The organism is Marichromatium bheemlicum (assembly GCF_012276755.1).
In the GTDB taxonomy this organism is placed as follows: domain Bacteria; phylum Pseudomonadota; class Gammaproteobacteria; order Chromatiales; family Chromatiaceae; genus Marichromatium; species Marichromatium bheemlicum.
This window is the reverse complement of record NZ_JAAXKX010000001.1, coordinates 290,849-314,058: the sequence shown is the minus strand read 5'-3', so window position 1 is coordinate 314,058 and position 23,210 is coordinate 290,849. Positions and strand designations below refer to the sequence as shown.

General features: G+C 66.7%; 20 protein-coding genes and 1 tRNA gene. 16 read left to right on the top strand and 5 right to left on the bottom strand.

Going from position 1 to position 23,210, the window contains the following annotated elements; genetic code table 11:
* The first annotated feature begins 8 nt into the window (after positions 1-8).
* Genes HF203_RS01340 through HF203_RS01330 form a run of 3 tightly spaced genes read left to right on the top strand, consistent with a single transcriptional unit; the run spans position 9 to position 2,573 of the window.
* Complete coding sequence (locus HF203_RS01340; protein ID WP_343043859.1) at positions 9-578, top strand: YfiR family protein; 570 nt, start codon at positions 9-11, stop codon at positions 576-578.
* Positions 571-2,073 carry a sensor domain-containing diguanylate cyclase gene (locus HF203_RS01335; protein ID WP_246221596.1) on the top strand — a complete coding sequence of 501 codons (1,503 nt, stop codon included), beginning with the start codon at positions 571-573 and terminating at the stop codon, positions 2,071-2,073. Before HF203_RS01340 ends, HF203_RS01335 begins: the two co-directional genes overlap by 8 nt.
* Before the next feature lie 32 nt (positions 2,074-2,105).
* Positions 2,106-2,573: a c-type cytochrome gene (locus tag HF203_RS01330; RefSeq protein ID WP_168665792.1), complete on the top strand. Its 468-nt coding sequence runs from the start codon at positions 2,106-2,108 to the stop codon at positions 2,571-2,573.
* 72 nt (positions 2,574-2,645) lie between these two features.
* Here HF203_RS01330 and HF203_RS01325 read toward each other — a convergent pair whose 3' ends face one another.
* A complete protein-coding gene (locus HF203_RS01325; RefSeq protein WP_168665790.1) occupies positions 2,646-3,344 on the bottom strand; it encodes a cytochrome b/b6 domain-containing protein in 699 nt (232 codons plus the stop codon).
* A 275-nt stretch (positions 3,345-3,619) separates the two neighbouring features.
* Here HF203_RS01325 and queC point away from each other — a divergent pair, with 275 nt between their 5' ends.
* The 5 genes from queC (at position 3,620) to pufA (ending at position 7,275) form a co-directional block, all read left to right on the top strand.
* Complete coding sequence (queC, locus tag HF203_RS01320; RefSeq protein ID WP_168665789.1) at positions 3,620-4,315, top strand: 7-cyano-7-deazaguanine synthase QueC; 696 nt, start codon at positions 3,620-3,622, stop codon at positions 4,313-4,315.
* Entirely contained in the window at positions 4,312-5,409 is a 1,098-nt protein-coding gene (locus HF203_RS01315) for a 6-carboxytetrahydropterin synthase (protein ID WP_168665788.1), read from the top strand. The genes queC and HF203_RS01315 overlap by 4 nt, the downstream gene beginning before the upstream one ends.
* Positions 5,406-6,047 carry a 7-carboxy-7-deazaguanine synthase gene (queE, locus tag HF203_RS01310; protein WP_168665787.1) on the top strand — a complete coding sequence of 214 codons (642 nt, stop codon included), beginning with the start codon at positions 5,406-5,408 and terminating at the stop codon, positions 6,045-6,047. The genes HF203_RS01315 and queE overlap by 4 nt, the downstream gene beginning before the upstream one ends.
* A 921-nt stretch (positions 6,048-6,968) precedes the next feature.
* Positions 6,969-7,088: a light-harvesting protein gene (locus HF203_RS01305; protein ID WP_168665914.1), complete on the top strand. Its 120-nt coding sequence runs from the start codon at positions 6,969-6,971 to the stop codon at positions 7,086-7,088.
* Positions 7,089-7,113: 25 nt separating this feature from the next.
* Positions 7,114-7,275: a light-harvesting antenna LH1, alpha subunit gene (pufA, locus tag HF203_RS01300; RefSeq protein WP_123140879.1), complete on the top strand. Its 162-nt coding sequence runs from the start codon at positions 7,114-7,116 to the stop codon at positions 7,273-7,275.
* Between the two features lie 356 nt (positions 7,276-7,631).
* Here the strand turns inward: pufA and HF203_RS01295 are convergent, their stop codons facing one another.
* The gene (locus HF203_RS01295) at positions 7,632-8,546 is read right to left on the bottom strand and encodes an alpha/beta fold hydrolase (protein WP_168665786.1); all 915 of its coding nucleotides are present in this window, start codon (positions 8,544-8,546) and stop codon (positions 7,632-7,634) included.
* 142 nt (positions 8,547-8,688) lie between these two features.
* Between HF203_RS01295 and HF203_RS01290 the strand changes: the two genes are divergently transcribed.
* Genes HF203_RS01290 through HF203_RS01275 form a run of 4 tightly spaced genes read left to right on the top strand, consistent with a single transcriptional unit; the run spans position 8,689 to position 15,830 of the window.
* Positions 8,689-10,749 (top strand): TOL_0244 family TonB-dependent receptor, encoded by a 2,061-nt coding sequence (locus HF203_RS01290; protein ID WP_343043858.1) that lies wholly within the window; start codon positions 8,689-8,691, stop codon positions 10,747-10,749.
* A 49-nt stretch (positions 10,750-10,798) separates the two neighbouring features.
* Positions 10,799-11,284 (top strand): TOL_0243 family YfiR-like periplasmic protein, encoded by a 486-nt coding sequence (locus tag HF203_RS01285; RefSeq protein ID WP_343043857.1) that lies wholly within the window; start codon positions 10,799-10,801, stop codon positions 11,282-11,284.
* A 2-nt stretch (positions 11,285-11,286) separates the two neighbouring features.
* Positions 11,287-13,659, top strand: coding sequence for an ATP-binding protein (locus tag HF203_RS01280; protein ID WP_168665785.1), 2,373 nt, complete (start codon positions 11,287-11,289; stop codon positions 13,657-13,659).
* A gap of 14 nt (positions 13,660-13,673) precedes the next feature.
* Positions 13,674-15,830 carry a putative bifunctional diguanylate cyclase/phosphodiesterase gene (locus tag HF203_RS01275; RefSeq protein ID WP_168665784.1) on the top strand — a complete coding sequence of 719 codons (2,157 nt, stop codon included), beginning with the start codon at positions 13,674-13,676 and terminating at the stop codon, positions 15,828-15,830.
* Positions 15,831-15,844: 14 nt separating this feature from the next.
* Here HF203_RS01275 and HF203_RS01270 read toward each other — a convergent pair.
* A tRNA-Arg gene (locus HF203_RS01270) sits at positions 15,845-15,921 on the bottom strand.
* Positions 15,922-16,201: 280 nt separating this feature from the next.
* Positions 16,202-17,560 (bottom strand): hemolysin family protein, encoded by a 1,359-nt coding sequence (locus HF203_RS01265; protein WP_168665783.1) that lies wholly within the window; start codon positions 17,558-17,560, stop codon positions 16,202-16,204.
* A gap of 369 nt (positions 17,561-17,929) precedes the next feature.
* Between HF203_RS01265 and HF203_RS01260 the strand changes: the two genes are divergently transcribed.
* From HF203_RS01260 to HF203_RS01245, 4 genes are all read left to right on the top strand, one after another.
* Positions 17,930-19,933 carry a UvrD-helicase domain-containing protein gene (locus HF203_RS01260; protein WP_168665781.1) on the top strand — a complete coding sequence of 668 codons (2,004 nt, stop codon included), beginning with the start codon at positions 17,930-17,932 and terminating at the stop codon, positions 19,931-19,933.
* Positions 19,934-20,131: 198 nt separating this feature from the next.
* Entirely contained in the window at positions 20,132-20,479 is a 348-nt protein-coding gene (locus HF203_RS01255) for a DUF2782 domain-containing protein (protein WP_168665779.1), read from the top strand.
* A 177-nt stretch (positions 20,480-20,656) separates the two neighbouring features.
* Positions 20,657-21,229 carry a TRAP transporter small permease subunit gene (locus HF203_RS01250; RefSeq protein ID WP_168665777.1) on the top strand — a complete coding sequence of 191 codons (573 nt, stop codon included), beginning with the start codon at positions 20,657-20,659 and terminating at the stop codon, positions 21,227-21,229.
* Entirely contained in the window at positions 21,222-22,604 is a 1,383-nt protein-coding gene (locus HF203_RS01245; protein ID WP_343043856.1) for a TRAP transporter large permease, read from the top strand. Before HF203_RS01250 ends, HF203_RS01245 begins: the two co-directional genes overlap by 8 nt.
* Positions 22,605-22,694: 90 nt before the next feature.
* On the opposite strand, the gene HF203_RS01240 is transcribed toward HF203_RS01245, so the two are convergent.
* Positions 22,695-23,045 carry a PilZ domain-containing protein gene (locus HF203_RS01240; RefSeq protein ID WP_168665775.1) on the bottom strand — a complete coding sequence of 117 codons (351 nt, stop codon included), beginning with the start codon at positions 23,043-23,045 and terminating at the stop codon, positions 22,695-22,697.
* Positions 23,046-23,210: the final 165 nt, after the last annotated feature.

Sequence of the window (23,210 nt, the reverse complement as noted above, 5' to 3'; positions counted from 1 at the left end):
TTTCGGGTGTGCGTCTCCCACCCTGGTGGGCGGTGCTGTTGTGCCTTTTTCTCCATACCTCTCAGGCGTTGGCCGAGCGCACTGGGCTGTGGCCCGAGGACGAGCAGCGGCTGCGGGTCGGCCTGAAGCTCTTTCCCGCCTGCATGGGGGCGCTCGAGGACTTCGAGGGATATCTCGGTGCCGATGGCGGTTTGCAGGTCGTGGTGGTCTACGAGGGGGCGCTGGAGACGGCGCGGCAGGCGGCGTTGGTGTTGGGGGGGATCACGGGGGTACGTGGTCATCCGCTGCGGGTCGAGACCCTGGCCGCCCACGAACTCGATGTCGGCAACTGGCGACGGGCACCACCGGGCGCGATCTTCGTCGCGACCCCGGGGCTGGCGTCGGGGCAGTTGCGTGGCTGGTCGGAGCGTCACGGCGTGCTGGTGTTCTCGCCCTTTGCCGGGGATGTCGAGCGCGGGGCGGTGGCGGGGCTGCACGTCGCCGATCGTATCCTGCCGCTGATCAATCTCGGGCAGGCCGGGCGCGCCGGGATCGGCTTCCGCTCCTTCTTCCTGCAGGTGGCCAAGATCCATGAATAGAGACGCAATGGCGACGGCGAGTCAGGAGTCGCTGAGATTCGAGCGGCTGTTGGCGCTGATCTTTGCGTTGCTGGGCGCGACCATCATCGCGCTCAGCAGTCTCTACTGGGTGCTGGCGCTCGAGCCGTTGTTGCGCGAGCACTACGAGAGCCAGTCACGTGCCTTCGCGCAGGCCCAGGCCCCAGGGCTCGAGCGCCTGTTCGACGGTGGCGCTCGCCCCGAGTATCTGCGCGGTGAGTTGCAGGCCGCGCTCGATGCCATCCTGCTGCTCCAGGACCAGTCCACCGGTATCGCCTTCATCCACCGTGTCGAGCTGATACTCGACTACGACATGCTCGCCCTGCCCAAGAGCAGCCTCGATATGGTTCGGGGCGCGAATGGTTGCGAGGGCTGTATCCAGGTGCCGATCGCGCTCTATCATCCACGTGATCATGTGCTCATCGGCGTGGTGACCTTCTATGCTAACCCGGAGTTCCTGCAGCGCCTGGTCGCCGGGGTGCGCGGCAAGCTGCTGTGGGGCGCGGGGGCGATGCTGGTATTGATCATGCTGGCCTGGATCGGTGCCAGTCGGTGGTTGCGTCGACTCGGCGAGAGTGAGTCGAATCTGCGCAACGTCTTCGAGGCCGCCTCCTTCCCGATGGTGCTCCACGAGCCGGGACGGCGTGGTCTGGCGCGGGCCAACGAGGCGGCGCGGCGCTATCTCTCGCTCGCTGGTCATGGCGATGAGTTGATCAGCGAGGACTGGCGTTATCTGCTCGCCGCCGGGCTGCCGAACGGCGACGGTGAACAGCGCGAGATGTGTATCCCTGTCGAGGGTGGCGGGCTGCGCTGGGCCTTGGTGTCGGTGGTCAGGTTGCGTTTCTCGGGGGGGGTGAGCCGGCTGATCTCGCTGGTCGACATCTCCGAGCTGAAGGCGGTCCAGGAGGAGCTGCGAGCGGCCTCTTTCACCGATGGACTCACTGGTCTCTACAACCGCCGCTATCTGTTCTCGATGCTGGGCAAGGAGGTGGACATGTTCCGCCGCTATCACCAGCCGCTGTCGCTCTTTCTCTTCGATCTCGACGACTTCAAGAAGATCAACGATCGCTATGGCCATCCCGTCGGCGATCAGGTGCTGGTGCGGGTGGCCGAGGAGTTGCGTCAGTGCGTTCGCGAGGTCGATGTGATCGGCCGCTATGGTGGCGAGGAGTTCATGGTGATCCTGCCGCACGCGCGCCTGCATGCCGCCTGGGAGGTGGCCGAACGGGTGCGTGTCCAGATCAGCGGACTCGACTGGGCGGAGCACGCCGGTCTGCGGGTGAGCATCAGCGGTGGCGTCTGTGAGTACAATGGTGTCTCCGTCGATGCCTTCGTCAAGCTCGCCGACGACAGCCTCTATCGGGCCAAGAAGGGGGGCAAGGATCGAGTCGTCGCGGAAACCATGCCGACAGGGGTTGATTTGCTCGAGCAGCGCCCCGACATGGTCGGCGCTCGCCAGCATGGGCGAGACGGATGAATCCTCAGTCTAAGTCTTAAGGGAGATAGTCAATGAAACGCATGCCAGCCAGCGCTGTCGCCGGTGTCCTCACCGTTGCGCTCGCCAGTGCCGCTACCGCCGCCGAGCTCAAGCCCGAGGAGCAGATCCAGTATCGCCAGGCCGGTTACAGCTTCATGGCTTGGAACATGGGGAAGATCAAGGCCAACCTGCAGGGTGATTTCGATCAGGGTCAGGTCGAGGCCGCGGCCAATGCCATCGCCGCGATCGCCAACTCGGGGATGGGCGCGCTCTACGGGCCCGGCACCGACAAGAACGTTGGCGACGTCGAGACCGCCGTCAAGCCCGAGTTCTTCCAGAACATGGAAGAGGCCGGCAAGGTGGCGCGTAACTTCATCGCCGCCGCCAACAACATGGCCGAGGTGGCCGCTGGTGGCGATCAGGGTGCGGTGAAGGATGCCTTCGGTGAACTCGGTCAGAGCTGCAAGTCCTGCCACGACAAGTTCCGCGCTGACGACTAAGGCTCATCCTGGTCCAGTGATGGACCCATGAGACGACGAGGCCGCCCACGGGCGGCCTCTTGCGTTATCGCGTCACCACGACGGGATGGTGCCCGGCGGGGGCGGCGGGGGCGGGGCGGGCAACAGTCCTCCCGCCGCGACCCAGACCACCAGTGCCGCGATCAACAGCGCGAACACGAAGGCGATCGGGCCACCGCCACGGGCCGAGGGGATGTCGGGGTCATCCACCTCCTTGACGCCGTTGATCATCGGGATGACCAGGTTGTTCTTGCGCACCAGGGCGTAGAACAACATCGCCGCGACGTGCAGCGACACCAGCGCGACGATCAGCCAGTAGGCCTGGCGGTGCAGCCCGATCAGCCAGTCGCTGACGCCCTTCGAGACCAGCGGATAGAGCGGTCCCTCGAAGGCGATGTCGTCGTTGCCGAACAGTCCGGTGAGGGTCTGGATGGCGAGGATGCCGAGCAGCACCAGTACCGAGACCGCACCGAGCGGGTTGTGGCCGACGCCGTGCCAGCGTCCACGCAGGTAGTCGAGCACCGCGTCAGGGCCACGCACGAACTGGCTGAAGCGGGCGTAGGTCGAGCCGACCACCCCCCAGGTGATGCGAAAGGCGATCAGACCGGCGATCGCCAGCCCGATCCAGCCGTGCCACGTCATCAGGTTACCGCCGATCTCGCCGGTGACGTAGGCCGCTACCACCAGTACGAACAGCAGCCAGTGCACGACCCGGGTCGGCAGATCCCAGAGACGGATACGGTATGCTTGCATGATGATCGATCCATGGTTCGGTTGAGCCCGGGGCGTGGTCGAGCACGGCCCCGAGCGGTGTCCGTCGCGCCGGGGCGGCGACGGTTCCGGGTGGCGGGCGCTGACGATCGTCGTTGCGCACGCGCACCACGTGGCGGGACAATCCCGGCGCGGGCACACGACCCGCGCCCGCCGCGGGATTCGACGCCCGCGCTCGTCATCAGTTTCACCCACGGGGCCGAGCCCTGCCAAGCGCGCCCCGGCGGACAATCGCTTTTTTTCGGAGACACGACCCAATGACCCCTGCAGTGGTGCTGCTCAGCGGCGGCCTCGACTCGACCACCGTGCTCGCGATCGCCAAGGACCAGGGCTTTGCCCCCCATGCGCTGTCGTTTCGCTATGGTCAGCGCCATAGCTGCGAGCTCGACGCCGCGGCGCGGGTGGCCGCGCACCTCGGGGTGGCCGAACACATCATCGCCGACATCGACCTGCGTCGCTTCGGTGGCTCGGCGCTGACCGCCGACATCGCGGTGCCCAAGGGCCGAGCCCCGGAGGAGATGGACTCGGCGATCCCGGTCACCTATGTGCCAGCGCGCAACACGGTGTTTCTCTCCTTCGCCCTGGCCTGGGCCGAGACCCTGGGGGCGAGCGACATCTTCATCGGCGTCAACGCCCTCGACTATTCGGGCTATCCCGACTGCCGTCCCGAATACATCGCCGCCTACGAGCAGATGGCCAACCTCGCCACCGTTGCCGGCGTTGAGGGGCGCCAGCGGTTGCGTATCCACACCCCGCTGATCGACCTGACCAAGGCCGGGATCATCCAGCGCGGGCTGGCGCTCGGTGTCGACTACGCCCTCACCTCCAGTTGCTACGATCCCGACGAGTACGGCCGTCCCTGCGGTGGCTGCGACTCTTGCCTGCTGCGCGCCAAGGGCTTCGCCGAGGCCGGGGTCGCCGATCCACTGCTCAACCGATTTGAGAACCCATGACCGAACGTCTCCTACACGTCGCCGCCGCCCCCTTCGAGGCGGCCCGTCACGTCGCCGTGCTGCCCGCCGAGCACCGTTGCCGCGCGCTCCACGGTCACAGCTTCCTCGCCCGGGTGCGTACTGAGCTGACGCCTGGCTGGGCGTCCTTCGCCGGTGCCGAGACCGATACCCTGAGCGCGCACTTGGCCGAGGCGATCGCGCCGCTCGACTACGCCGACCTCAACACCCGGCTACGGGTGCCCACCGACGAGAACCTGGCGCGCTGGGTGCGCGATCATCTCGGGCTCGACGGGGTCGAGTCGGTCGGCATCCACAGCACCCGCCACCAGGGCGTCGACCTCGACGCCGACGGTCACTGTCACCTGTGGCGGCGCTTTCGCTTCGAGTCCGCCCACCAACTGCCCAATGTTCCCGAGGGACACCAGTGCGGGCGGATGCACGGCCACGGCTTCGAGGTCATCCTCCATGCCGACCAGACCCTGGCCGAGGATCAGGACATGGGCGTCGACTACGACCGTATCGACGCCCTCTGGGCGCCGCTCGGCGCCACGCTCGATCATGCCTGTCTCAACGACATCCCCGGGCTCGAGAACCCCACCAGCGAGATGCTCGCCGCCTGGATCTGGGCGCGGCTCAAGCCCGAGTTCGCGCCGCTGTCTTGGGTCAGCGTCTACGAGACGGCGACCGCCGGTTGTCAGTTCGACGGCAGCAGCTATCGGATCTGGAAGGAGCTGCGCTTCGAGAGTGCGCTCCGTCTGAGCGCCGCCCCCGAGGGCGATGCGCGGCGGCGGCTGCACGGTCACAGCTATCTGCTGCGGTTGCACCTGTGCGCGCCGCTCGACCGGGTGATGGGCTGGACGGTCGACTACGGTGACGTCAAGCGGTTGTTCAAACCGGTCTATGCGCGGCTCGACCATCATCGTCTCGATACCCTGACGGGGCTCGACCTGGCCGCGCCGGGCGCGCTGGCGCGTTGGATCCGCGCCGAGGTGGGTGATGCGTTGCCCGCGCTCGATCGGATCGACCTGCACCAGACCCCGGGCTGTGGCGTGGTGCTCAGCTGGGGGCCGCAGGGCCCGGCGTTGCCGGTATGAGTTACAGCGTCAAGGAGGTCTTCTACACCCTCCAGGGCGAGGGCGCTCAGGCCGGGCGCGCGGCGGTGTTTTGTCGTTTCGCCGGCTGCAATCTGTGGTCGGGGTTGGAGCGCGACCGCGCCACCGCCCGCTGCCGTTTCTGCGACACCGACTTCCGTGGCACCGATGGTGCCGGCGGTGGGCACTTCGCCGACGCCGAGCAGTTGGCCGCCGCGATCACCGCGTGTTGGCCGCACGATGCCGTCCCCGGGGTCGTGCCCTACGTGGTGTGCACCGGCGGCGAGCCGGCGCTGCAGCTCGACGCCGCCCTGGTTGCGGCGTTGCAGGGGCGCGGTTTCGAGGTCGCGGTCGAGACCAACGGCACCCTGGCGTTGCCGCCAGGGATCGATTGGATCTGCGTCAGCCCCAAGGCCGGGACCGAGCTGGCGGTGCGCCGTGGCGACGAACTCAAGTTGATCTATCCACAGCCCGGCGCCGAGCCCGAGCGCTATGTCGGGCTCGACTTCGAGCACCGCATCCTCCAGCCGCTCGACGATGCCGAGCGTGCGGCCCACACCGAGGCCGCTGCCGCCCACTGCCTCGCCGACCCGCGCTGGCACCTCGGTATCCAGATGCACAAGCTCGTCGGGTTGCCCTGAGGGCGGCTGCCAGGGGGTTGAACCGCAAAGTCGCCAAGGACGCTAAGAGAGGCAAGGCTTCCTGCTGTCAGCAGCCTCCAGCGAGCGGGGCAGGTTTGTCTCGTACTGTTCAGGGTGACTGCAAACCGACACCGGAGGCTGCTTGCTGAAGGCCGGTCGCTTTCTTTGCGTGTGTCGCGTCTTGGTGGTTCGAATCAGCATCCAGCATCCAGCGATCAGCTGACAGCCTCCAGCCCCGATGTTGGGTTAACCGTCGACGAACGCCGCAGATTCGTCGATAGCATGGTGGACGGACGGTTAACCCAACCTACGAGACTGGCAGCTCTTCTCCCCTTCGCGCCCTTCGCGGCTTTGCGGTTCAAATCAGCAGCCAGCGGCCAGCTGATGGCCTCCAGCCCGATGTTGGGTTAACCGTCGACGAGCGCCGCAGATTCCTCGATGACATGATGGACGGACGGTTAACCCAACCGACGAGACTGGCAGCTCTTCTCCCCTTCGCGCCCTTTGCGGCTTTGCGGTTCAATCTCTGGCCGCTGGCCTTGGCGGTTGCTTTCTGCTCAGGAATCAAGCTGTAAATCGTTATTGACATTGCTGGGTGTCAATATAAGATGACACGCTCAAGATCTCAGTGCGGGTCCATCCGAACGTGTGTCGTGCGTGAACGGGTGAGCCGCGCCAGCTGTCGCGGTCGGGATCATGGCGTCTCCCTTTGCGCATGATTGAGGCGGCGACGTCATCTCTAACCCCCGTCAGGAGGCCACTGTGGCTGATCAAAAATCCTTCTCCGCTCCCAAGGGTGGCGCCGGCAAATCGCGTGGTGCAGCTAAGCAGCAGGCGCCCGCACGGCAGCAGGCACCCGCCCCGCAGCAGGCAGCGCCGGCCGCCCAGCAGGCAGCACCTGCTCAGCAGGCCAACGCCCCCGTGATCACCGAGGCGCAGGCGAAGGAGTTCCACGAACAGTTCAAGGTGACCTACACCGCGTTCGTCGGGCTCGCAGCCGTCGTGCACCTGTTCATCATCGCGACCAACCCCTGGTTCTGATCCTCTCGCCTAAGGGCCAACTCACATGAGCGAAAACACCATGAAGCCGAGCAACCCTCAGGACGACTGGAAGATCTGGATGGTGGTCAACCCCGCGACCTGGTTGATGCCGATCCTCTACGCCGTGCTGGTGATCGCGCTGGCGGTGCATGCTGTCGTGTTCGCGGCTGGCTTCGGCTGGAATTGATCACGCCTTGAGCCCGACCTCGTCCCGCGCGAGGTCATCGCTCCCAACGGCCCCGACGGTCTTCGACCGTCGGGGCCGTTGTCGTTTGGGAGCACGCTGACAGTCTCGTAGGTTGGGTTAACCGTCCGTCCACCATGCCATCGAGGAAGCGGCGGCGTTCGTCGACGGTTAACCCAACATCGGGGCTGGAGGCTGGTCGCTGAAGGCTTTTCTCCCCTTTGCGCGCTTCGTGTCTTCGCGGTTCAAACCAGCTTCCAGCCTCCAGTCGGGGAGGCTGGTGTTGCATGATCGTCGATTGACAGGCAAGACGGTATCTTGGCGGTTCAATCCCCTGGCGGCTGGCGACTTTTTCTGTCTCAGACGCCCGCCCAGAAGGCGTCGAGCGTGGCGATGGTCGCCTCGGGTCGCTCCCAGTGCGGCAGGCCGAGGTGGGGGGACAGGGTCTCGCTGCGCCAGTTGGGGTGATTGGCGATGAAGGCGGGCAGGGCGGTGAAATCGATGTAGGGGTCGCGGTCGGCGATCACCAACACCGGTCGATCGGTGAGCCGGCCATAGAGTCGTTCGCGGGCCTCGCGGGTGAACAGCAGGGTGGAGAGGAAGTGGAGTGGCGCGTGATGGGCGCCGGGTTGGTGCGAGGTGGCGTGGGCGTAGTCGATCAACGCCTGTGGCGGGGTGGCGGTGAAGGAGCGCCCGAGATAATGACGGATGCTCGGGCGTGAGGCGACCAGGGCGTAGAGCGCGCGCCCGAGGCGCGGTAGGGTCAGTATCCGACGGAGGACGTGGCCGGTGCGCTCGCTGGGCAGGCGACGCGTGGAGAAGCCGGTGGGCGAGATCAGGGTGAGCGAGGCGACGCGCGCGGGTGCTGCGAGTGTGGCCCGGGCGGCGAATTCACTGCTCAGCGAGAGTGCCAGGAGGTCGGCGGGGGCGTCGAGCACCTGCTCGAGGAATTCAGCGATTGCGGTGGCGAACAGCTCAGGGGTGTAGGTGCGTGTTGTTCGGTCCGAATGACCGAAACCGGGCAGCTCTAGGCTGTAGACTGGGCGTTGGCCACGATAGTGCTCGAACAGCGGGCGCAGCTCGTAGCTGCTGGGCGCGGCATTGATGCTGTGGATCAGTACCAGGGCGCGTCCCGAGGCCGTGGTGTCGGCGTAGTAGGCGAGCCTGCCGCTGCTGGTCTCGAGGCTGAGACGCTGGGCGTCGAGTGCCTCGGGCAGTGGTGCGCGGTGGCTGATGCGCGGTGATTGAAGCGTGGTGGTCGAAGGGGTTGGCATGGCCGGCCTCTGGCGGATTCGTTGCTGATGGCCCGGATCCTACCCGATGTGAGACGAAGGCGTTTATAGTTCGATGCGATCCAAATCGAGATACTCCTTCGTCCCAGGGAACGGGGCGTGGGAACGCGTGGAGGTCCACCGCGTGTCGGCACTCATGGGCAAGCCACAGTGTTTGCGGATTGATCCGAGGTGGGGCCTGCTCCTGCTCTGGGCCCTGATGTCGTTGCCGGTCTGTGCCGAGGACCTGACCGATCTCAGCCTCGAGGAGCTGCTCGATGTCGAGGTGACCTCGGTCGGCAAGAAATCACAGGCGCTGGCCGATGCTGCAGCGGCGGTGTTCGTGATCGACGCCGAGGACATTCGCCGCAGTGGGGCCACGGCAATCCCTGAGCTGCTGCGTATGGTCCCGGGGTTGCAGGTCGGTCGACTCGATGCCAACAAGTGGGCGATCTCGGCGCGCGGTTTCAACGGTCGTTTCGCCAACAAGCTGCTGGTGCTGATCGACGGCCGCACCCTCTACACGCCGAGCTTTTCCGGGGTCTACTGGGAGCAGCAGGATCTGCTGCTCGCCGATATCGAGCGCATCGAGGTGATTCGTGGTCCTGGCGCGACCCTGTGGGGCGCCAATGCGGTCAACGGTGTGGTCAACATCATCACCCGTTCGGCCGAGTCCACCCAGGGCGGTCTGCTGAGCGTGGCGGCGGGGGGCGAGGAGCGTGGTGCGGCGGCGGTGCGCTATGGTGCCGAGATCGCCCCGGAGACCTTCGCTCGGTTCTATGCCCAGTATCGGGAGCGCGACGCCCTGGTCACGATCAACGGTGAGGCCGGGCGCGATGGGTGGGACAGCGGTCAGGGTGGTTTCCGGATCGATGCCCGCCTTGCCGGCGGTGACCTGTTCACCCTCCAGGGCGACCTCTATCGCAACAATCTGCGCCAGCAGCTGCGTATCCCCAGCCCGGAGGTGTTGCCCGAGCGTTATATGCTGGTCGATGATCGGCTGCAGGCCTCGGGGGCCAATCTGCTGGCCCGCTGGGAGCGGGCGCTGTCGGTCAGTTCGCAGGTGTCGCTGCAGCTCTACTACGACCACGTCGAGCGTGACGAATACTACGTGGCGCAGCGTCACGACATCCTCGATATCGATTTTCAGCACCGGGTGATGCTGGGCGCGCGCCACGATCTGGTGTGGGGGGTGGGGTATCGGCACGTCGCCGATGACTTCTCGACCACGCGCCTGGTCTCCTTGGTCCCGGATGCGGACGCGCGCGCGCTCTGGAATGGCTTTCTCCAGGACGAGATCACGCTGCTCCCCGGGCGCCTGAACCTGACCCTCGGTAGCAAGTTCGAGCACAACGACTATACCGGGGTCGAGCTGCAGCCCAATGCCCGTCTGTTGTGGCGGGCCTCACCGCGCTCATCGCTGTGGGCCTCAGTCTCGCACGCGGTGCGGACCCCGTCGCGCGCCGAGCGTAGCGCCAAGGTCTGGGCGCGGGTGGTCGACTCCGGGCTGCCGCCCCCGGCCCCGGCATCGCTGGTGGCGGCCACGGTCGGTAACGACGATGTCGTCTCCGAATCACTCACCGCCTACGAGCTGGGGTGGCGGCTGATGCCGATGTCGCGCCTGAGCCTCGATCTGGCACTCTTCTACAACGATTACGATGAGCTGCGTACCTCGGGTGACGCCCCGGTGGTGGTCGGTGCGGATCGTGATGCGCTCTATCTCGATCTACCCTTTGCCAACCAGGGCCGTGGTCACAGCTATGGTGCCGAACTGGCCGGCGAGCTGCAGCTACGCGACTGGTGGCGGCTGGCGTTCGCCTATGGCTTCCTCGAGATCGATCTGGAGGTCCCCGAGAGTAGCCGCGATCGCAGTAACGATAGTCTGGCGCGCGCCGATCCACGCCAGCAGCTCTCGCTGCGTTCGCTGATGAGTCCGCGTCAGGATCTCGACCTCGACCTCTGGTTGCGCTATGTCGATGGCAACTATCCGGCCTTCGACATCGGCCAGTTCAGCAGTCTACGGATCCCCGCTTATTGGGAACTCGATGTCCGTCTGGCATGGCGCCCGCGCCCCGGGCTGGAGTTCGCGTTGGTGGGGCAGAACCTGCTCAGCCCCTCTCATCAGGAAGGCTATCCAGAGGCCTTCGCTGCCTTGCCGCTGGAGGTCCAGCGCGGCGTCTATGCTTCGGTCCGAGTGGATTTCTGAGTCATGGCGCCGGTGGCGGCGACGACCTTGCGTGTTCGGCGCGGCGCTGGTGCTGATACTACATGGTGCCCCGGTGCGTGCCGGGGTCGATGAGGGGGAGCTGGTGGCAGCCTACCTGTATAACTTCTCGAAGTTCATCCAGTGGCCGACGCGCGCCGAGCTGCCACTGCGCTTGTGCGTCTACGGACGTACCGAGGCGGCGCCGGCGCTCGAGGCGCTCGCCGGCAAGCGGGTGCAGGGGCGGCGGGTGACGGTGAGGCGACGCATACGAGGTGAGGCGCTCGAGGGTTGCCACATCGTCTATGTCGCCGACTCTGAGCGCCCCTTTCTCGCGCCCTTGCTGCACTCACTCGCTGGCCGGCCGGTGTTGACGGTGAGCGAGATCCCGGAGTTCGTTGCCGCCGGTGGGATGGTGCGCTTCGTGCGCATCGAGCGCCGGCTCAGGTTCGAGATCAATGCCGCTAGCGCCCGGGCCGCGGGACTCGGGATCAGCTCCCAGTTGTTGCGTCTGGCGGTCGATGTGGTGAAGGAATGAGGATGATGCGCTGGCTCGGACAGCTCTCGATCCGCTACAAGCTGATGCTACTGATGTTGGTGGTGGCGTTGGTGGTGTTGGTGCTCTCCGGCGCCAGCCATGCGCTCAACCAGCGTCAGACGCTGCAACGTACTGCCATCGATGAACTCAATGCCCTGGCCGGCATGCTCGCCTATAACGTCGCCGCGGCCTTGACCTTCGATGACCCTGATGCCGCGACCCGGACCCTGGCAGCGCTTGCCGGGCGCTCGCAGCTGCGTGGTGCCTACGTCTATGATCGCGATGGCGATTTGTTTGCTCGCTATCCGCTGCAGGTCGCGCCACTGCCGCCGAACGAGTACGGTGCCGATGGCAGCGGCCACCAGGGGATCGGCATCGAGCCCGATCACCTGCATGTGGTGCGCGATATCGTCGTCGACGGCGAGGTCATCGGTCATGTGCACCTGCTCGACAGCCTCACCCGGGTGCGGGCGGCGCTCAACCATTCGCTGACCATCAGCGCGCTCATCCTGGTGGTGGCGGTGAGCGCGGCGTTGCTGCTCGCGCACTGGTTACAGCGGCTGGTCTCCACCCCGATCATCTCCCTGACCCGTGCGATGGAGCGGGTCTCGAGTGCGCGTGACTACGGGGTACGGGTGCAGCGCTCACGCGGTGATGAACTCGGCTCGCTGGTCGATGGTTTCAACGACATGCTCGACCAGATCCAACAGCGCGATCTTGCCCTCGAAGGGTACAAGGACGATCTCGAGCGTCAGGTCTCGGCGCGTACCCGCGAACTCGAGCGCACCGTGGCCGCGTTGGCCGAGGCGCGCGATCGGGCCGAGGCGGCGAGCCGGGCCAAGAGCGATTTCCTCGCCACCATGAGCCACGAGATCCGCACCCCGATGAACGCGGTGCTGGGGATGGCCGAGCTGCTGCGCAAGAGTGGTCTGGACGCGCGTCAGACGCGCTTTGCCGAGACCATCCAGCGTTCGGGTGAGGCCTTGCTCGAGATCATCAACGACATCCTCGATTTCTCCAAGATCGAGGCCGGGCGATTGGATCTGGAGGGTTACGACTTCGATCTGCGCGCCCTGATCCAGGGGACGGTGCAGTTGTTCGCCGAGTCGGCCAGCATCCAGGGGCTGCGGCTCGAGACCGATCTGGCCGCTGATCTGCCCGCGCAGGTCCACGGTGATGGGGCACGGCTGCGCCAGATCCTGATGAACCTGATCGGCAATGCGGTCAAGTTCACGGCCGCCGGTGAGATCCGGGTGCGCGCGACGACCCGGTCGCGGGCGCCGGGCGGGCTGACCTTGATCGTCGCCGTCAGCGATACCGGTCCTGGCATCGATCCCGCTCAGCAAGAGGAGATCTTCGCCGCCTTCTCCCAGGCTGACGGTTCGATCACCCGCAACTATGGAGGGACGGGGCTGGGGTTGGCGATCTGCCGGCAGCTGGCGAGGATGATGGAGGGGGACGTGCGGGTCTGCAGCACCCCGGGCCAGGGCGCCACCTTCACCCTCGAGATCCAGCTCGCCGAGGCCTGCGGTTGTCCGCCCCCGGAGACGCTGGCGCTGGAGCAGCCGCCGCCCGCCGCAGTCTCGGTGATGCGCGGGCGTATACTGCTGGTCGAGGACAATCCGGTGAACCAGGAGATGGCGACGCTGATGCTCGAGGACCTCGGGCTCGAGGTGACCATCGCCGATAACGGCGAGGAGGCGATCAAGGCGTTCGCGCACGATGCCTTCGACCTGATCCTGATGGACTGCCACATGCCGGTGATGGATGGCTTCAGCGCCACGGCGAGGATTCGTCGGCTTGAACGTGAGCGCCGCGCAGTTGCCCCGACCCCGATCATCGCCCTGACGGCGAATGTGCAGAAGGGGATCGGCCGTCGCTGTGAGCAGGCCGGCATGAATGGCTATCTGAGCAAGCCCTTCTCGCAGCGTCAGCTCAGTGCCAGCATCGCCCCCTGGATCGGGTTGCAGCCCTCGGCGCCCGATACGTCCCCCGGTGTCGAGCACCACACAGCTGCCACGGCCGTGCTCGATCCCGAGGTACTCGACTCGATCCGTGCACTGCGGCGCAGTGGTCGTCCGGACCCGCTGCGGAAGGTGATCGGCCTCTATCTCGACAGTGCCCCGGGGTTGATGGCGCGATTGCGCCAGGGCCTGGAGGCCAGGGCCGCCGATGAGGTGCACCTCGCCGCGCACACCCTCAAGTCGAGTAGCGCCAATCTCGGTGCCCACGGTTTCGCCGCCCTCTGTCGCGCGCTCGAGCAGCAGGCCCATGGCGGTGCGATCGAGCAGGCCAGGGCGACCTTTGCGACCACCGAGACGCAGTTCCGCACCCTCGTCTCCGCGCTCGAGCGGTTGCAGCACGACGACCCATGAGGAGTTCGCTGCCGATGCACGTACAGCCCACGACATCCCCGATCCGCGTCCTGCTCGTCGACGACGATGTCACCTCGCGCTATCTCCTCGCCGAGGCCCTGGAGCAGGCGGGGATGGTGGTCACCGAGGTCGATGGTGGGCAACAGGCGCTTGCCTGGGTGGCCGCCGAGGGGTTGCCCGAGATCGTGTTGCTCGATGTGATGATGCCCGGTATCGACGGCTTCGAGACCTGTACGCGGTTACGGGCACATCCCGGTGCCGAGTATCTGCCGATCCTGATGATGACCGGCCTCGATGATCGTAGCTCGATCGAGCACGCCTACCGCGTCGGCGCGACCGACTTCGCGGTCAAACCCGTCCTTGCCTCGGTCATGGTGCACCGCATCCGTTATATGGTTCGTGCCGGTGAGGCCACCAGGGCGCTCCTGCACAGTGAGCAGCGGCTCGCCGCCGCACAGCGCATGGCGCGCATCGGGGACTGGGAGTGGCTGCCGGAGGTCGGGCGAATTCGGTGGTCGGCCCGCGCGCTCGAGATCCTGGACTGTGCCGACCCGACCGGGGATTGTGGCCTCGAGACCCTGATCGAGCGGGTGCCGTTCGATGAGCGGGGTGAGGTGGCGGCCTGGTTCGCGACCCTCGAACAGGGCGATCAGGACGCCGAGCTGCGCCACCGGGTGTTCACCCGCGACGGCAGGGTTCGTCACCTGCGTCAGTTCGTCGAGCCCTCGCACCCCGAGGGGCAGGAGGGTGCGTGCTGTTATGGTGCGGTCCAGGATATCACTGCGTTGCAGGAGGCCCAGGCCCATATCCATCGGCTCGCCTTCTTCGACAGCCTCACCGGTTTGCCCAATCGGGTGCTGTTCCAACAGCGTCTGGAGCAGGTGCTGGGGCTGATGCGCATGCGTCGTCACGCTTGTGCGCTGGTGTTCCTCGATCTCGACAACTTCAAGCAGATCAACGACACCTTGGGACACCATATCGGCGATCGCTTGCTGCAGACCATCGCCACGCGGCTCGCTGCGAGCCTGGCCGCCGCCTGGCCGACACGCTGCGAGGTCGATCCCGATGGCCATCAATGTCTGGCCCGGCTCGGGGGGGATGAGTTCGCCTTGCTGCTGCCCGATGTCGGCGGGGTGCGTGGCGCGATCCGGGTGGTGCGCCAGCTCCACCACGACTTGAGCGAGTCGCTCGACCTCGATGGCACCACCGTCGTGGTCACCCCGAGTATCGGCATCACCCTGTTTCCACAGGATGCCCAGAACGCCGCCGATCTGTTGCGCAACGGTGATCTGGCGATGTATCAGGCCAAACGCGCCGGTAAGAATACCTATCGGCTGTTCGATGCGCGCATGACCGAGACCATGCGTCAGCGGATGCGCATCGAAACGGCGTTGCGCCAGGCGCTCGCCAACGACCAGTTCAGCCTGCACTATCAACCCCAGGTCGATCTCGGCAGCGGTGAGCTCAGCGGGGTCGAGGCGCTGCTGCGCTGGCACCACCCCGAACTCGGTACGGTCTCGCCTCAGGTCTTCGTCCCGGTCGCCGAGGAGAGTGGCTTGATCCTGCAGATCGGTGACTGGGTGCTGCGCGAGGCCTGCCTGCAGCTGGCGCGCTGGCGCGCGGCGGGGGTGTTCATCCCGCGCGTGGCGGTCAACGTCTCGGCCAATCAGTTCGCCCGTCCCGGTTTCCCCGAACGCGTCGCCCAGGTACTGCGCGAGAATGCGCTCGACCCGGGCTCACTGGAGCTGGAGTTGACCGAGACGGTGCTGATGAACCAGGCCCGCGAGGCGGTGACGACGCTACGCGCGCTCAAGACCATTGGGGTACACCTGGCCATCGACGACTTCGGCACAGGCTATTCGAGTCTGAGTTATCTGCGTCGCTTCCCGATCGATCGGCTCAAGATCGACAAGTCCTTCCTGGTCGACATCGAGCGTGACCGCGACAATGCCGCCATCGCCCAGGCGGTGATCGCCATGGCCGAGACCATGGGCCTGGAGGTGACCGCCGAGGGAGTGGAGCGCGACTCGCAGCTCGAGTTGCTGCGGGTGCATCGTTGCGACGAGGTGCAGGGATTCTTGTTCAGCCGCCCGATCGTGCCCGAGGCGATCCCGGATTTCTGCCAAGCGCTGCGCGCCATCACGCGTGCAAGGGACGAGGAACGGGGGTGAGCGAGAAGGGGAGTTGGCGCGCCCGGCAGGATTCGAACCTGCGACCCCAGCCTTCGGAGGGCTGTACTCTATCCAACTGAGCTACGAGCGCGTGGAGATCCGATCGCCACGGATGACGATCGAGTGCTCGATTATGACGAATCCTTCCGCATTCGTCAAAGGCCGGCGCCCGGCGCCGAGCCTCGATCCACCGAGGTGTCAGGGACGCAACCCGCTTGCGGCGACCTCGCCGGCCCCCGATGCCCGATGATCACGCATCGGTCGGCTGCCCCGAGGTGCCGAAGACCTTGCTGCAGGGGGTGCCCCGGGTGATCCAAACCGCCCCTCTCAGCTGCTGCTCGCCGGGCGAGGTGGTGCGCCACCCGACGGACTCAGTCCGCCTTGGGGGCATCGCCGTCCGTGTGCCCGTTGGCCGGGGCGGCCTCATCGGCGACGGTCTCCGGCGTGGCCGGGCAGACGCTGGCCAGCACCTTGTCGATGCGCTTGCCGTCGAGGTCGACGACCTCCAGGCGCCAGTCCTCCCAGTGGGCGACGTCGCCAGTCACCGGCAGGCGCCCGAGCAGCCACATCATCATCCCCGAGAGGGTGTGATAGCGCCCGCGCTCCTCCTCGGGCACGGTGCGCAACCCCAGTCGGTCCTTGAGTTCGACCACCGGGATCAGGCCATCGAGCAGCCAGGAGCCGTCCTCGCGCTCCACCGCCCAGGCATCGTCCTCGTCACCGAGGGCATGGAACTCCCCGGCGACCGACTCGAGCAGGTCGTGCAGGGTCACCATGCCCTGTACCTCGCCGTATTCGTCGACCACGAAGGCGAGATGGGTGCCGCAGTCGCGGAACTGGCCGAGCAGCTCCATGGCATTGAGCGACTCGGGGACGTAGAGCGGTTCCTGCAGGTCGCGGGTGAGGTCGATCGCGCCGCCCTCGAGCTGCTGGTTGAACAACTGCTTGGCGCCGATCACCCCGAGTACGTCACCGAAGCCGCCGCGACAGACTGGGAAGCGCGAGTGCCCGGCCTGCGCCACCTGCGCCAGGTTGTCGTCGAGCGGGCGCTCCAGATCGAGCCACACCAGCTCCGAACGCGGGGTCATCACCGAGCTGATCGGTCGGTCGTCGAGCCGGAAGACGTTGCGCACCATCTCGTGCTCGACCTTCTCGATGGTGCCCGCTTGCGAGCCCTCCTCGAGCAGCGCCTGGATCTCGTCCTCGGTCACCGTCGGCGAGACCAACTCGCGCTGACCGAGCAGACGCAAGGTCACCGCCGTCGAGCGCGAGAGCATGAACACGAACGGCCGCGAGGCGCTGGCCAGCAGGTTCATCGGTCGCGCTACCAGCCGCGCGATGCCCTCGGGATCGATCTGACCGATGCGCTTGGGGACCAGCTCGCCGATCACGATCGAGACATAGGTGATCACCATCACCACCAGTACGGTGGCGCCGAATTCACTGCTCGCCTGCTCGACCCCGAGTGTCTGCAGCCAGCCGGCGAGCGGTGCGGCCAGTGCCGCCTCGCCGACGATGCCGTTGAGGATACCGATCGAGGTGATGCCGATCTGGATGGTGGAGAGGAAGCGGGTGGGGTCCTCGCCGATCTCGATGGCGACCTGGGCGGCGCGATCCCCGTCACCGGCGAGGCGCGCGAGTCGTGCGCGACGCGCGGTCACCAACGCGATCTCGGACATGGCGAAGACGCCGTTGAGCAGGATCAGGGCGGTCAGCAGTAACAGTTCCATGAGGTCTCGGATGAACAGGATGAGGGGTTCCCGGGGACGTGCGTCGATGCACGCCCGGCGTGGATGCTGGACACGTAGGGGCTGGGGACGCGCGCTCGGGGCGGGAGGGGCACCGGGGGCGGGCGCGCATCGGCCGTCTGCGCCCTGGAGGTGGCGCGACGGGCACGGGCTCGGTGCCGACGACGCGGTCTGCGACCGCCGTTGAGGCGAAGGGGGACGATCATGGCACGAGGCCTCGCCTCGCTCGACTCCTCGTTCGATGATGACCGCCCAATCATCGCCCAACCCTCGATGCTTGTCACCTGCGCCCCGCTGCCCCATCAGTGGGGCATAATGATCGATTGGCCCAATCCTGCATGCCTCCACCCCATGAGCGGACTCAATCCCCGACAGCGCCAGGCCGTGCGCTATACCGACGGCCCCCTGTTGGTGCTCGCCGGCGCCGGCTCCGGCAAGACCCGGGTGATCACCCGCAAGATCGCCCACCTGATCGACCACGGTGGCCTCAAGCCGCGCCACATCCGCGCCGTCACCTTCACCAATAAGGCCGCGCGCGAGATGCGCGCGCGCATCGGCCAGCAGCTCCAGGGCACCGACACCCGTGGTCTGGCGATCTCGACCTTCCACACCCTTGGACTCGAGATCCTGCGTCGCGATCCCGAACCGGCCGGGCTGCGCCCCGGCTTCTCGCTGCTCGACGCCCAGGACGTCGAGTCGGTGCTCAAGGAGCACCTGCGCCAGTCGCGTGCGCCCGACAGCATCGCCCCGGGTGCGCTGCAGCAGCGCATCTCGCGGTGGAAGAACGACACCATCGGCCCGGCCGAGGCACTGAGTCGTGCCGAGGACGCCTTCGAGGCCGAACTCGCCGCGCTCTATGCCGACTACGAGCGCAGCCTGCGCGCCTACAATGCGGTCGACTTCGACGACCTGATCCTCGCCCCGGCGCGACTGCTCACCGAGTGCCAGCCGGTGCGCGAGGCCTGGCGCGCACGCATCCGCTACCTGCTGGTCGACGAGTACCAGGATACCAACGGCGCCCAGTACGAACTGGTGCGACTGCTCGCCGGCCCCGAGGGCGCCTTCACCGTGGTCGGCGACGACGACCAGTCGATCTACGCCTGGCGCGGTGCCCGCCCGGAGAACCTGGCGCGGCTGCGTGAGGACTACCCGCGGCTCGAGATCATCATGCTCGAGCAGAACTATCGCTCCAGCGCCGGTATCCTCGGGCTTGCCAACACTCTCATCGCCAACAACCCGCACGTGTTCGAGAAGCGGCTGTGGAGCGAACTCGGTCCCGGTGAGCCGGCGCGTGTGCTGCGCTGTCGCGACGAGCGCGACGAGGCCGAGCGGGTCACCGCCGAGATCCTCCATCTCCACCACGCCGAGCGCGTCGCCTTCGGCGATATCGCCATCCTCTATCGCGGCAACCACCAGGCGCGGTTGTTCGAGCAGGCGCTCCGGGTCCACGACATCCCCTATTTCCTCAGCGGCGGCACCTCCTTCTTCGCCCGCACCGAGGTCAAGGACGTGATGGCCTATCTGCGCCTGCTCGCCAACCCCGAGGACGACGCCGCGCTGCTGCGCGTGGTCAATACCCCGCGCCGCGAGATTGGCCCGAGCACCCTGGAGCGTCTCGCCGCCCACGCCCGCGCCGAGGGCAGCAGCCTGTTCGCCGCCTGCGCCGACCCGGCCCTGGCCGAACACCTCAACCCGCGCCAGCGCGACCGGCTCGGCGCCTTCACCGCGCTGATCCGCGAGCAGGCGCGTGCCGCCGCCGGCGACCCGCCGACGGCCCTGCGCACCCTGGTCGAGCGTATCGACTATCCCACCTGGTTGCGCGAGAACGCCTCCAGCCAGCAGGTCGCCGAGCGTCGCTACGAGAACGTCGAGGACCTGCTGAAATGGCTCGCTACCCTGCACCGCGACACCGAGCGCGGTCGCGGGCTGGGCGACCTGGTCGCCCACCTCACCCTGCTCGACGTGCTCGAACGCCAGGACGAGGAGGAGGGCGGTGACCGGGTCTCGCTAATGACCCTGCACGCGGCCAAGGGGCTGGAGTTCCCTCATGTCTTCCTGGTCGGCATGGAGGAGGAGCTGCTCCCCCATCGCACCAGCATCGAGGAAGACACCATCGAGGAGGAGCGCCGCCTGGCCTATGTCGGTATCACCCGCGCCCAGCGCGGCCTCACCTTCACCCTGGCGCGCCGGCGTCGGCGCTACGGCGAGTGGGTGCGCAGCGAACCGAGTCGCTTCCTCGCCGAGTTGCCCGAGGACGAGCTGATCTGGGAGGGCGGCCCCAAGGCCGACCCCGAACGCAGCAAGGCCCGCGGTCGTAGTCATCTCGACATGCTCAAGAACATGCTGGGGTCGTAGGGCTGACGGCCGTCAGCGACCTGCTGTCAGTGGGGCGGGGCGCTGTTGCGGCGCCGGGTGGGGGGCCCGGGGATGGCTGGGGACGTTCCACCCGAGGGTGTCTTGGCGGTTCGCTCTCCTGTACCGCTGAGCGCGCACGCGGCGGGCGTTTCGTAATACCATTGGGGCTTCGTATACGCCGAGGAGAAGGGTGACGCCGTGAACAGGTTGCTCGCGATCATCGTCCTGGCCGTGATGGCCGGGACGCTTCATGCCCAGGAGGCGGCAGCGGATAGGGCAGGTGGTGGTTTCCTGGAGGCCCCGACCGTCGTCCCTTCGCCGGTCACCGGCGAGGCCGTCGAGCCCGACATCACCATCCGCGAGGACGGTGATGCCGTGGTCTACGAGTACCGGGTGCGCGGCGCCCTGTACATGGTCAAGGTCCAGCCCCAGGTGGGACCGCCCTATTATCTGTTCGACACCGATGGTGACGGGGTGATGGACGCGCGGGACAACTCGCCGGACAATCTCGCCGTCCCCCAGTGGGTACTGTTCCGCTGGAACTGAGCGGCTGAGCCCCGGTCGCTGGAGGCGGCCGGATCCCTGTCGACGAGACGCCTCGCTTCGTCTCCGTCTCATCCCCGTCCTTGATGTCGCCCCGACATCCGGGGATTCGATCGTCCTGTAACGCATGGACGCGAGCACAGGACGGGTTCGCGTCCCCGAAAATCGAAAAATCGACTGATGAACAATCACTCTGCAACCCGCGCGGCGCATCTGCTCGCCGTCGCCGACCGGGTCGAGTACGGGATCCGACGCATCGGCGAGCTGGTCGCCTGGCTGACGTTGGCGATGGTGCTGGTCACCTTCACCGTCGTGATACTGCGCTATGTCTTCGACCTTGGCTGGATCGCACTCCAGGAGTCGATCACCTACCTCCATGGGGTGATGTTCATGCTCGCCATTGCTTACACCTTCGGTGCCAATGGGCATGTACGAGTCGACATCCTCTACCAGCGCTGGTCTCGGCGTACCCGTGCCTGGATCGACCTCGGCGGCACCCTGCTGCTGCTGTTGCCGGTGTGCGGCTTCATCCTCTGGCTCGGCTGGGACTATGTGGGTGAATCCTGGCGGGTGCGCGAGGCCTCGCGCGAGGCCGGCGGGCTGCCCGGGGTCTATCTGCTCAAAACGCTGATCCTGGTGATGCCGGCGCTGCTGTTGGCCCAGGGGCTGTGCTATGCGCTGCGCAACGCGCTCTATCTCGCCGGTGTCGACTCGGCACTGCCCGCCATCGAGGGGGAGGCCGCCCGTGTCTGAGCTGATGCCGTTGTTTCTGTTCATCGGGGTGGTGGCGGTGCTGTTGCTCGGCTACCCGGTGGCGCTGTCGCTCGGCGGTACCGCGCTCGCCTTCGCGCTCGCCGGCGAGGCGCTCGGCTGGTTCGACCCGAGCTTTCTCGAGGCGCTGCCCAATCGGCTCTACGGGGTGATCACCAACGAGACCCTGATCGCGGTGCCGCTGTTCGTGTTCATGGGGGTGATGCTCGAGCGCTCGCGTATCGCCGAGCACCTGCTCGACACCATGGCGATGCTGTTTGGCTCGGTGCGCGGCGGCCTGGGCATCTCGGTGACCCTGGTCGGCATGCTGCTGGCGGCGAGCACCGGTATCGTCGGGGCCACTGTGGTCACCATGGGGCTGCTGTCGCTGCCGGTGATGCTCCGACGCAACTACGACCCGGCGGTGGCCGCCGGCACCATCTGCGCCTCCGGCACCCTGGGGCAGATCATCCCGCCCTCGATCGTGTTGGTGCTGCTCGGCGACGTGCTTTCCTCGGCCTATCAGCAGGCACAGCTGGAGATGGGGGTGTGGTCGCCCGATACCGTCTCGGTCGGTGATCTGTTCGTCGGTGCGCTGGTGCCGGGGATGCTGTTGGTCGGGCTCTATCTGCTCTATCAGGTTGGGCTGGCGATCACCCGTCCGCAGGCGGTGCCGGCGATCCCCGCCGACGAGCGTCCCGCCGACCGGGGAGAGCTGGCGCGACGCGTGGTCTCGGTGCTACTGCCACCGCTGTTGCTGGTGGTGGCGGTGCTCGGCTCGATCCTCGGCGGTCTGGCCACCCCGACCGAGGCGGCCTCGGTGGGTGCGGTCGGTGCCATCGTGCTTGCGGCGACGCGCCGTCAACTGTCGCTGAAGATCTTGCGCGAGGTGGTGCGTCAGACCGCGACGGTCACCAGCATGGTGTTCCTGATCTTCGTCGGCGCGGCGATCTTCTCGCTGGTGTTCCGCGGTTTCCACGGCGATGACCTGGTCACCGAGTTCCTCACCGGGCTACCCGGTGGTGTGGTCGGGGCCGTGGTGGTGGTGATGCTGGTGATGTTCCTGCTCGGATTCATCCTCGACTTCATCGAGATCACCTTCGTGGTGGTGCCGATCGTCGGTCCGGTGCTGCTGGCGATGGGGCTCGATCCGGTGTGGCTGGGGGTGATGATCGCGCTCAACCTGCAGACCTCCTTCCTCACCCCGCCGTTCGGCTTCTCGCTGTTCTATCTGCGCGGCGTGGCACCGGCTGGTGTGGGTACGGCGCAGATCTATCGCGGGGTGCTGCCCTACATCCTGATCCAGCTGGTGATGCTGGCGATGCTGGCGCTGTGGCCGGCGTTGGCGACCTGGTTGCCGGGGATGATCTACGGCTGAGGGCATTGCGCCCTGGTCCCACACCTGGCGAGTTCGGCCCCGCTGGGGTTGAGCCGGTGAGGACCTCTCGCGGTGGATCGGGAGGGGGGATCAGCAGCCGCAGGCGTGTGGCTGGGTGGAATCGGTGGCGCAACAGGGGCGGCTGGTGGTGGCCTGTGGCAATGATCGATAGAGGTCGTTGTGCTCGTCGCGGAACATCACCCCGACCCCGCCGTCATGGTGATGGACCACGATCGCCGGCACCAGCCAGTGACGACCGAGTGCCTGGAACTCCAGCTCGACCAGGGTGCCGCTGGGCAGGGTGATGTTGCGGACATCCAGAGACATCCCTTGATTGGACAGGTTGCGTGCGGTAGCGCTGCAGAAGCGGCGCTTGCGATAGAGGATCTGGACCTGCAGATCGAGCGGCAGGCGCGCGCAGTAACGGCGTTCGACGGACATCGCGGGTCGGCTCCATGTGGTTGACGGTTCAGGCCATCTTAGCCAGCGATCTTGACGGTGCCGTGACCGGTGAGGTCGGTCGCCAGCTTCAGCCTTCAGCCGCCAGCCCCGTAGGTTGGGTTGTCGCGCAGCGGCAACCCAACATCTGTGTCAAGGTCTCGGGAT